9 protein-coding genes are annotated in these 8,165 nt (G+C 72.0%); 3 read left to right on the forward strand and 6 right to left on the reverse strand.

Translation table 11 applies throughout. The features are described from left to right. Nucleotides 1-73: 73 nt before the first annotated feature. Nucleotides 74-748, forward strand: coding sequence for a GTP cyclohydrolase II (locus VFB40_RS06455; RefSeq protein WP_324848374.1), 675 nt, complete (start codon nt 74-76; stop codon nt 746-748). 82 nt (nt 749-830) lie between these two features. Here the strand turns inward: VFB40_RS06455 and VFB40_RS06460 are convergent, their stop codons facing one another. Continuing rightward, nucleotides 831-1,547 carry a lysophospholipid acyltransferase family protein gene (locus tag VFB40_RS06460; protein WP_324848375.1) on the reverse strand — a complete coding sequence of 239 codons (717 nt, stop codon included), beginning with the start codon at nt 1,545-1,547 and terminating at the stop codon, nt 831-833. 197 nt (nt 1,548-1,744) lie between these two features. On the opposite strand from VFB40_RS06460, the gene VFB40_RS06465 reads away from it, so the two are divergent. Further along, nucleotides 1,745-2,419, forward strand: a complete 675-nt coding sequence (locus VFB40_RS06465) for a hypothetical protein (protein ID WP_324848376.1) — start codon at nt 1,745-1,747, stop codon at nt 2,417-2,419. A gap of 131 nt (nt 2,420-2,550) precedes the next feature. Here the strand turns inward: VFB40_RS06465 and VFB40_RS06470 are convergent, their stop codons facing one another. Genes VFB40_RS06470 through VFB40_RS06485 form a run of 4 tightly spaced genes read right to left on the reverse strand, consistent with a single transcriptional unit; the run spans nt 2,551 to nt 5,774 of the window. Beyond that, the gene (locus VFB40_RS06470; RefSeq protein ID WP_324848377.1) at nt 2,551-3,492 is read right to left on the reverse strand and encodes an ROK family glucokinase; all 942 of its coding nucleotides are present in this window, start codon (nt 3,490-3,492) and stop codon (nt 2,551-2,553) included. Between the two features lie 50 nt (nt 3,493-3,542). Continuing rightward, entirely contained in the window at nt 3,543-3,911 is a 369-nt protein-coding gene (locus VFB40_RS06475) for a DUF5304 family protein (RefSeq protein WP_324848378.1), read from the reverse strand. Further along, the gene (locus VFB40_RS06480) at nt 3,908-5,281 is read right to left on the reverse strand and encodes an ArsA family ATPase (protein WP_324848379.1); all 1,374 of its coding nucleotides are present in this window, start codon (nt 5,279-5,281) and stop codon (nt 3,908-3,910) included. Before VFB40_RS06480 ends, VFB40_RS06475 begins: the two co-directional genes overlap by 4 nt. A gap of 43 nt (nt 5,282-5,324) precedes the next feature. After that, nucleotides 5,325-5,774, reverse strand: a complete 450-nt coding sequence (locus VFB40_RS06485) for an SRPBCC family protein (protein WP_324848380.1) — start codon at nt 5,772-5,774, stop codon at nt 5,325-5,327. A gap of 270 nt (nt 5,775-6,044) precedes the next feature. Here VFB40_RS06485 and VFB40_RS06490 point away from each other — a divergent pair, with 270 nt between their 5' ends. Next, nucleotides 6,045-7,871 (forward strand): AMP-dependent synthetase/ligase, encoded by a 1,827-nt coding sequence (locus VFB40_RS06490; RefSeq protein ID WP_324848381.1) that lies wholly within the window; start codon nt 6,045-6,047, stop codon nt 7,869-7,871. A 52-nt stretch (nt 7,872-7,923) separates the two neighbouring features. Here the strand turns inward: VFB40_RS06490 and VFB40_RS06495 are convergent. Continuing rightward, the coding region (locus VFB40_RS06495; RefSeq protein ID WP_324848382.1) for a glycosyltransferase at nt 7,924-8,165 on the reverse strand (242 nt) is incomplete at its 5' end.

Genomic DNA, 8,165 nt, shown 5'->3' on the forward strand with positions numbered 1-8,165 from the left:
ACGATCAACGCAGGGCGCGATCGACGACGGCGCTGGATGATGACAGCGCACCCTCCGGGCACGGGAGAGACGGATGAGCGAGCAGCAGTCGACGTTGGGGTCCGCCGAATCGCCGCTTGCGGCCGCGACCGTGCGCACCAGCGTGCGCATACCGTTGCAGTTCGGCGACGGGTTCCGCACCGAGGCGCAGGTCTTCACCTTCGACGGGCTGGTCGACGGACAGGAGCACGTGGCGCTCGGTCTTGGCCGATATACGGAGGCGGAGGTGCCGCTGGTGCGGCTGCACTCCGAGTGCCTCACCGGGGACGTGTTCGGTTCGGCTCGCTGCGACTGCGGTCCGCAGCTGCGTGACGCCGCCGAGCAGATCTCGAAGGCCGGCGGTTATCTGATCTACCTACGGCAGGAAGGCCGGGGCATCGGCCTGTACAACAAGCTCGACGCCTACGCGCTTCAGGATCAGGGCTTGAACACCTACGAGGCGAACGAGGCGCTCGGCCTTCCCTCGGACGGCCGCGACTACACCGCGGCGGCGCAGATCCTGCACGCGCTGGACGCGTCGCGGATCCGGCTGCTCTCGAACAACCCGGACAAGGCCTGGCAGCTGACGCGGCGTGGGATCACGGTGCGGGACAAGGTGCCGACCGGCGTCTTCGTCACCGCCTCGAACCTGCGCTACCTGCAGACCAAGGTCACCGTCACCGGGCACCGGATCGCGCTGAGCGCGGCCGACCCGGCCCGAGCTGCTTAGAGCGGCCGCTCTAAACAAGACGCTGACTCACGGGACCGGTACGCCGCCCATCGCGCGTGCGGCGGCCGTCCGGTCCCGGCGGTCACTTCTTGACTGTGGAGGCGTAGACATCGACGTACTCGTTCCCGGTCATCCGCGCGATCGTGAGCATGATCTCATCGGTCACGGCGCGCAGTACCGCGCGCTCCGCGTCGGTGCCCGCGAGCGCCTCCCACGCGGCGCCGTCCGGGCCGGTGTAGCGCGAGAAGTCCAGCGGCTTGCCGAAGACGACGCGCACGCGGCCTTGCGGGTCAAGGCTGGGCACGGGGAGCCGGCGGCCGGTCGGCTGGACCCGGTCGGTGCCGAAGATCGCGCACGGCACCACGGGACAGCGCGCCGAGAGCGCGATGCGCGCGACGCCGGTGCGGCCCTTGTACAGCCTGCCGTCCGGCGAACGGGTGCCCTCGGGGTACATGCCGACGACCTCGCCCTCGGAGAGCAGCCGCAGCGCGGTGCTCAGCGCGGGATCGGCCGTGGCGGCGTTGGAGCGGTCGATCGGAATCGAGCCGACTCCGCGGAAGAAGCCTGCGAACAGGCGGCCTTTGACGCCGCGTCCGGTGAAGTACTCCGCCTTCGCCAGGAACTTCACCGGGCGCGGCGCGGCGATCGGCATGAACAGCGAGTCGGAGAAGGACTGGTGGTTGGCCACCAGCAGCACCGGCCCCTCGGCCGGGAAGTGCTCCACGCCGCGGGCGCGCGGCCGGAAGCTCAGCCGCAGCGGCGGGCCGAGCAGCGCCGATTTCAGCAGGCCGTACAACATCGAACCGCTGCACCTCCCGGCAACGTGCCTGACCGCGGGACTCGGAGTGTACCTGCGTCGCGGCCGCCGTGGTGCGAGACGTGCGATGGTCGCTTCGAGTCGCCGGTTTGGCTGTACGTGAACGCGGGCGGCGTGGGACGATGCCCCGGTGGAGGCGCACACGTGAGGCGAGGCAATCTCGAGGCGGGAGCTCCGCGATGACCACAGGCGACATGGACCGCCCGAGCGAGGGCGACCGGCCGGGAGCGGTGGACGACGCGGTTTGGACGGAACTGGTCGCGGCGTTTCACGCCAGTACGGCGGACCAGCCCGGCCGGTGGCCCGACGCGGAGAATCTGCCTGTCCCGGAAACGCAGCCGAACCCGGGAGACGGCGGCTACGGAGGCGGCGCGCAGAGCGGCGCCGGCACGCAGGGCCCTCATTCGAGCGCCGGCACCGGGACGGGAACCGGCGCGGGCGCGGGTCACGGCGTCGGCACGACCCCTGCGACGCCTTCCCGGGTGGTACGCCCGGCGGCGCGTCCGGGGCAGGAGCAGCCTCCGTCGGCTCCTCCCGCGGTGACGTGGACGGCGCCCGGCCCGCGGGACTGGGATACGCCGTCAGAGCCCGTCGAAGAGGGCTACGTGCCCCCTCCCCCGCCGCCGCTGCCAGAACTGGGCATGGCGACCAAGGCGGCCTGGATCGCGGGCCTCGGCGGCCCGGCCTATCTCGCCCTGGCCACCTTGCTGCACTGGCAGACGCCGCAGTGGGCCGCGCTGCTTTGCGTGCTCGCGGGCGTGGTCGGGTTCGGCTATCTGGTCAGCCGTTTGAAGGATCGCCCGGAGGACGGGGACGACGACCCGGACGATCCGACGTACGGCGCGGTGCTCTGACGCTCCCTCAGCAGATCGGCTGGGATCGACCCGAGCGCAGGGCGCCCGGGCCTGATCCGGCAGACCCGGTCCGCCACCTCAGCTGAACGAACCCGGACCTGACGCGGCGTCAGCTTCGAGCGTGCGTGCGCTCAGCGGTGCCGGGCGAGGTCGGCCGCGCCGATCAGGCCGGCGTCCGGACCCAGCGTGGCGGTAACCACTTCGGCGAACGGACGGTCGCCGGTGCCGGCCAGCGCCTTGTGGTAGCTCTCCCGGGTCGGCGCGGTCAGGACCTCGCCCGCGTCCGACACGCCGCCGGCCACCACGAACACCTCGGGGTCGAGGATCGAGGCCAGGTCGGCCATCGACTGGCCGAGCCAGCGGCCGATCTCGGCGAAGGCCTCGAGCGCTACCGCGTCGCCCTTGCGGGCGGCCTCGGTGATGTGCGCGCCCTGGATGCCGTCCGGTGTGCCGTCGCCGAGGCCGAGCACGATCTGGGCCCGCTCCGGGTCCTCCTTCGCGCGGTCCTTGACGAAGCGGGTCAGGGCGCTGCCAGAGGCGTACTGCTCGAGGCAGCCCTTCTGGCCGCAGCCGCACGGGCGTCCGTCCGGGACCACGCGGTAGTGGCCGAACTCGGCGCCGATGCCGAAGTGGCCGCGGAACAGCTCGCCGTTGAGCACGATGCCGCCGCCGACGCCGGTGCCGATGGTGTACAGCACGACGTTGGGGCGCGCGGCCCCGGCGCCGAAGCGGACCTCGCCCCAGGCGGCCGCGTTGGCGTCGTTCTCCACCACCACGGGCAGGTCGATCAATGCCTCTATGCGCGCCTTGAGCGGCTCGTCGTGCCAGGACATGTTCGGGGCGACCAGCACGGTGGCCCGGTCGGCGCTGATGAACCCGGCCGCGCCGAGCCCGACGGCCTCCACCGGGTAGTCCTTGCGCACGGTCTGGGCGGCCTGCGCGATCGCCGCGGCGGTCTGCGCCGAGTCCCGCGGCGTCGGGATCTTGACCCGGTCCAGGATCGCGCCGGTCTCGTCGACCACGCCGGCCAGGATCTTGGTGCCGCCGATGTCGACGCCGATCGTCAGTCCCATGGTCCCCTCACTCAGCCCTTTCACCCTGCCCGGCGCGCCGGACGTCCCGGCTATCTGTCCTGCGGGCCGTCGCGGCCGTCATCCGGGCGCTCCTCGCCGCCGTTGGTCCACCGCTGCTCGGCGCCGCGGACGAGCGCGCGCAGCGCCGCCGCGAGCTCCGTGCCCGCTGTGGTGAGATGCCCGGCCGCCTCCGGGTAGTTACGCACGAGAGGGTCGACGAACTGCTCACGGACCGAGTCCCAGAGCCGCCGCGCTTCCTCACCGAGCGTCCCCGGATCATCCCGTACCGGCTCAGTCCGCGTCCAGTCGGCCTGGGCGGAGGTCGGCGCGGGATGGCGCTGCGCCGGGGTCAGCTCGACCACCGGGATCTCTTCGCCGTCGTCCTCGGGACGTTCGGCGGCGTCGCTCTGCTCGGTCACGGCTGGCCTCCTGCGGGGGACGGGTCTTGCGGCGGCTGGGCCGACGGCGGGGTCGCGGCCGGCTCGGCCGACTGGGGCCACAGCTCGGGGTCTGGGACGAAACGGATGTTGAGGGCCTGGTCGCGCAGCACCGCGCCGGCCACCCGGCAGCGGCGGAGCACCGGCTCGAGCGGCAGGGTCCTGCGATAGGCGCCCGCGGTCAGGATCAGGTCGTCGCCGCGGCGCACCAGGCCGAGGCCGCGCCGGTCGGCCGCGGGCAGCGGCACCACCAGCGTGTATCCGCCCTCGCTCTCGGCCAGGGCCGGCGCGGGCGGCGCGGCGGCCGGGCCGAGCCCGTCTCCCGCGCCGTAGGCGGCGGCCGCGACCACGGCGAGCTCTTCCAAGCCGAGCGGTTCGCAGGGCCGGTAGGGGATCTCGTGGATCGGCACGCCGGCGAAGGTCTCGGTGAGCGTCTCGGTGGCGATCCGCTGCGCCGCCGCCCAGCCGCGCGACCAGCTGTCCCTGGGCGCTTCGAGGATCTGACGGTTGATCACCACGCCGTCGAGGCGCAGGCCGTAGAGCGAGAGCGCGGTGCGGGCGGCGCGCAGCCGGGAGATCGCGACGGTGTCGGGGGTCGCGATGAGGCGGACCGAGGAGAGCGGGTCGGCCAGGATCGCGTGCGCGGCCGCGGCCCTGGTCGCGGCGTCCTGGGCCAGGTCGACCAGGCCGGTCTGCGGCAGCGGCAGGCCGGCGAGGGTGGCCAGCACCGGGCGCAGCGCGCGGGCGGCCTGGCCTTCCACCGGCTTGGCCCGGCGCAGCCAGGTCTGCGAGTTCGAGGGCAGGGAGAGCAGCCGCAGGGCCGGGCCGAGCGGGGGTCCGTCGACCACGACGAGGTCCCAGGCGCCGCCGCTGACCGCCGTGGTGATCTCGAGCAGGGCGAGCGGTTCGGCCACTCCGGGCGGGGCGGCGAGCTCCGCCGCGTCGGGCACCGAGACACCGAAAGTTTCAAGCGCGGTGCGGAACCGCGCGGCCGCCTTGCCGTACCACTCCTCGAACGCGGGCTGCGCGGCGAAGCGCTGCGCGTAGAGCAGATCGTCGATCTGGGTGGGCACGGTGCCGACCTGATGGTCGAGGATCGCCGGAAGATCGTCCCCGTCGTTGTCCGGGCCGAGCGCGCCGAGCGAGAGGATCAGCGTGCGCAGGCCGCGCTGCGCTCCATGCGCGGCGGTGGCGGCGGCGACCGTCGTCACGCCGCTGCCGCCCTTGCCGGTACAGAACACCAGCCGGGTCGCGCGGGCCAGCGGTTCCGCCGGGGACGCCGGCTCCGCGAGCGGTCCGGGTCTGGCCGAAGCGTCCGGGGTCGCCCCGGGGTGGGCGGGTGTGGTGTCCATGGGCGTCAGAAATCCGCGTCGTGTCGTCTCGTCGGGCCGCGGCCTAGCGGGCCGTGGCTTCGACGCGCTTCTTCAACCCGGCCAGCGCGCGGTCGATGATGACCTTCTCGATCTTCGTCTTCATCATGCCGAACAGCGGGATCTTCGCGTCCACGGCGAGGGTGTACTCGACGTTGGTGGCGGCGCCGCCGTCGGCGGGCGTGAGCACGTACGAGCCCTCCAGCGAGCGCAGCATGTCCCCCTCGACCAGGGTCCAGTGCACGGCCCGGTCGCCGTCGAAGGTGTAGTCGAGCACCTGCCGGTCCCGCAGCGCCCCGGCGTCGATGGACAGGCGCACCCGCGCGGCGCGGCCGGAGTCGGGGTCCTGCTCGAGCACCTCGGCCTGCTTGACCTCGCCGGTCCACTCCGGGTAGGCGGGCAGGTCCGCGATGACCGCCATGATGTCGGCCGCCGGCGCGCCGATCTGGATGGAGGCTCTGGTCCGGTCCGCCATCGCCCTGCCTTTCTACCCCGGCCGGCCATGCCCCCGGCTCCGCTCGGTTCAGGGTACCGCGCCAAAGAGGCGCTAAGGAGGGAATGCCGATCCGCCTGTGGTTAGGCCGAAACACTAGCTACTCACCGGTAATGAGATGTACCTTCGGTGCTGAAGCCGTGGCAGCAGCCACGGGGACAGGACGGCGCGCCGAGGGCTCGACCCCGGGGACGCGGTTTCACTGCCCCCGACGATCGGCAGACCGGACAGTCGTATTTTCGAGGAGCGCGCGTGCGCGAGTTCAGTGTTGAACCGTTGTACGAGGTACCCGCCGGTGCCAATCTCACCGATCTCGTGCATCGCAACGCCGAAGAGGCGCCCGGCCAGGCGGTGCTCGGCCGCAAGGTCGACGGCGTGTGGCGGGATGTGACGGCGCAGGAGTTCCTGGACGAGATCACCGCGGTGGCCCGGGGCCTTGTGGCGCTGGGTGTCGGCGCGGGCGACCGCGTCGCGATCATGTCCCGCACCCGGTACGAGTGGTCGCTGCTCGACTTCGCGATCTTCGAGGCGGGCGGCGTGCCGGTGCCGATCTACGAGACCTCCTCGGCGGAGCAGGTCGCGTGGATCCTGTCCGACTCCGGCGCGGTGGCCGCGTTCGCCGAGAACGCCGACAACACCGCGGTCATCGAGTCGGTGCGCGACCAGGCCGAGGGCCTCAAGCACGTCTGGCAGATCGAGTCCTCCACCGACGCGCCGTCCGGCGCCCTTGCGTTGCTCGCGGCCGCGGGTACCGAGGTGCCCGCGTCGGTGCTGGCGGAACGCCGCGCGACGCTGAACCCGGAGTCGGTGGCGACGATCATCTACACCTCGGGCACGACGGGACGGCCCAAGGGCTGCGTCCTGACGCACGGCAACATGCTGTTCGAGGCGTGCAACGCGGTGAACTTCCTGGAGAAGGTCTTCCGCGGCGAGGGCGAGAACGCCGAGGCCTCGACGCTGCTGTTCCTCCCGATGGCGCACGTGTTCGCGCGGATCATCCACGTGGGCGCGATTTACGCCCGGGCCAAGCTCGGGCACTGCTCGGACGTGAAGAACGTGGTCGAGGAGCTGGGCTCGTTCAAGCCGACCTTCATCCTCTCGGTGCCGCGGGTGTTCGAGAAGGTCTACAACTCGGCCAGCCTCAAGGCGCACTCCGAGGGCAAGGGCAAGATCTTCGACGCCGCCGCGCAGACCGCGATCGCCTGGTCGGAGGCGCAGGAGGCCGGGAAGATCCCGGTCGGCCTGAACCTCAAGCACGCGCTGTTCGACCGGCTGGTCTACGGCAAGCTGCGCGCTGCGCTCGGCGGCCGCACCAAGGCCGCGATCTCCGGCGGCGCCCCGCTCGGCGCCCGGCTGACGCACTTCTTCCGCGGCGTCGGGCTGTTCGTGTGCGAGGGCTACGGCCTGACCGAGACGGCGCCCGCGGTGGCGGTCAACCCGTACCCGAATGCGAAGGCCGGAACGGTCGGCCCGCCGCTGCCGGGCACCACGATCCGGATCGCCGAGGACGGCGAGATCGAGATCAAGGGCCGGCAGGTCTTCCGCGGCTACTGGAACAACGAGGCGGCCACCCGGGAGGTCTTCACCGAGGACGGCTACTTCCGCACCGGCGACCTGGGCAAGCTCGACGACGAGGGCTACCTGTCGATCACCGGGCGCAAGAAGGAGATCCTGGTCACGGCGGGCGGCAAGAACGTCGCCCCGGCGGTGATCGAGGACCGGATCCGCGCCCACCCGCTGATCGGCGAGGTCATGGTGGTCGGCGACGCCAAGCCCTTCATCGCCTGCCTCATCACCATCGACCCCGAGTTCTTCGTCACCTGGAAGCAGTTGCACGGCAAGCCGGCGGAGGCGACGCTCGCGCAGCTGAAGGACGACCCCGAGTTGCTGGCCGACGTCCAGGCGGCGGTGGACGACGGCAACCAGGCGGTGTCCCACGCGGAGGCGGTGAAGAAGTTCAGCATTCTCGACACGGTGTTCTCGGAGGACTCCGGGCATTTGACTCCGTCGATGAAGCTGAAGCGGAATGTCGTCCTGCGGGACTACGCGGGTGAGGTAGAGGCGATTTACGCGAAGTAGGGGGTTCTCGCGCAGTTCCTCGCGCCCCTGATAGTGCAACTGCCCCTGGTCTTCAGAGCAGTTGCTCCAGGCGGTGGGCGAGGAGGTCCCAGCGCCAGGAGTCCTCGACCCAGCGGCGGCCGTGCTCGCCCATCCGGCGGCGCAGCGGCTCGTCCTGGAGGAGTTGGACGACGCGGGCGGCGACGGACTCGACGGAGCGTCCGGGGACGACGAAGCCCGTCTCGCCGTCCAGGACGGCGTCCGGCGCGCCGCCGGAGTCGCCCGCGACGACCGGCAGGCCGGTGGCGGACGCCT

The organism is Actinocrinis sp. (genome assembly GCF_035650855.1).
Classification (GTDB): domain Bacteria; phylum Actinomycetota; class Actinomycetes; order Streptomycetales; family Catenulisporaceae; genus Actinocrinis.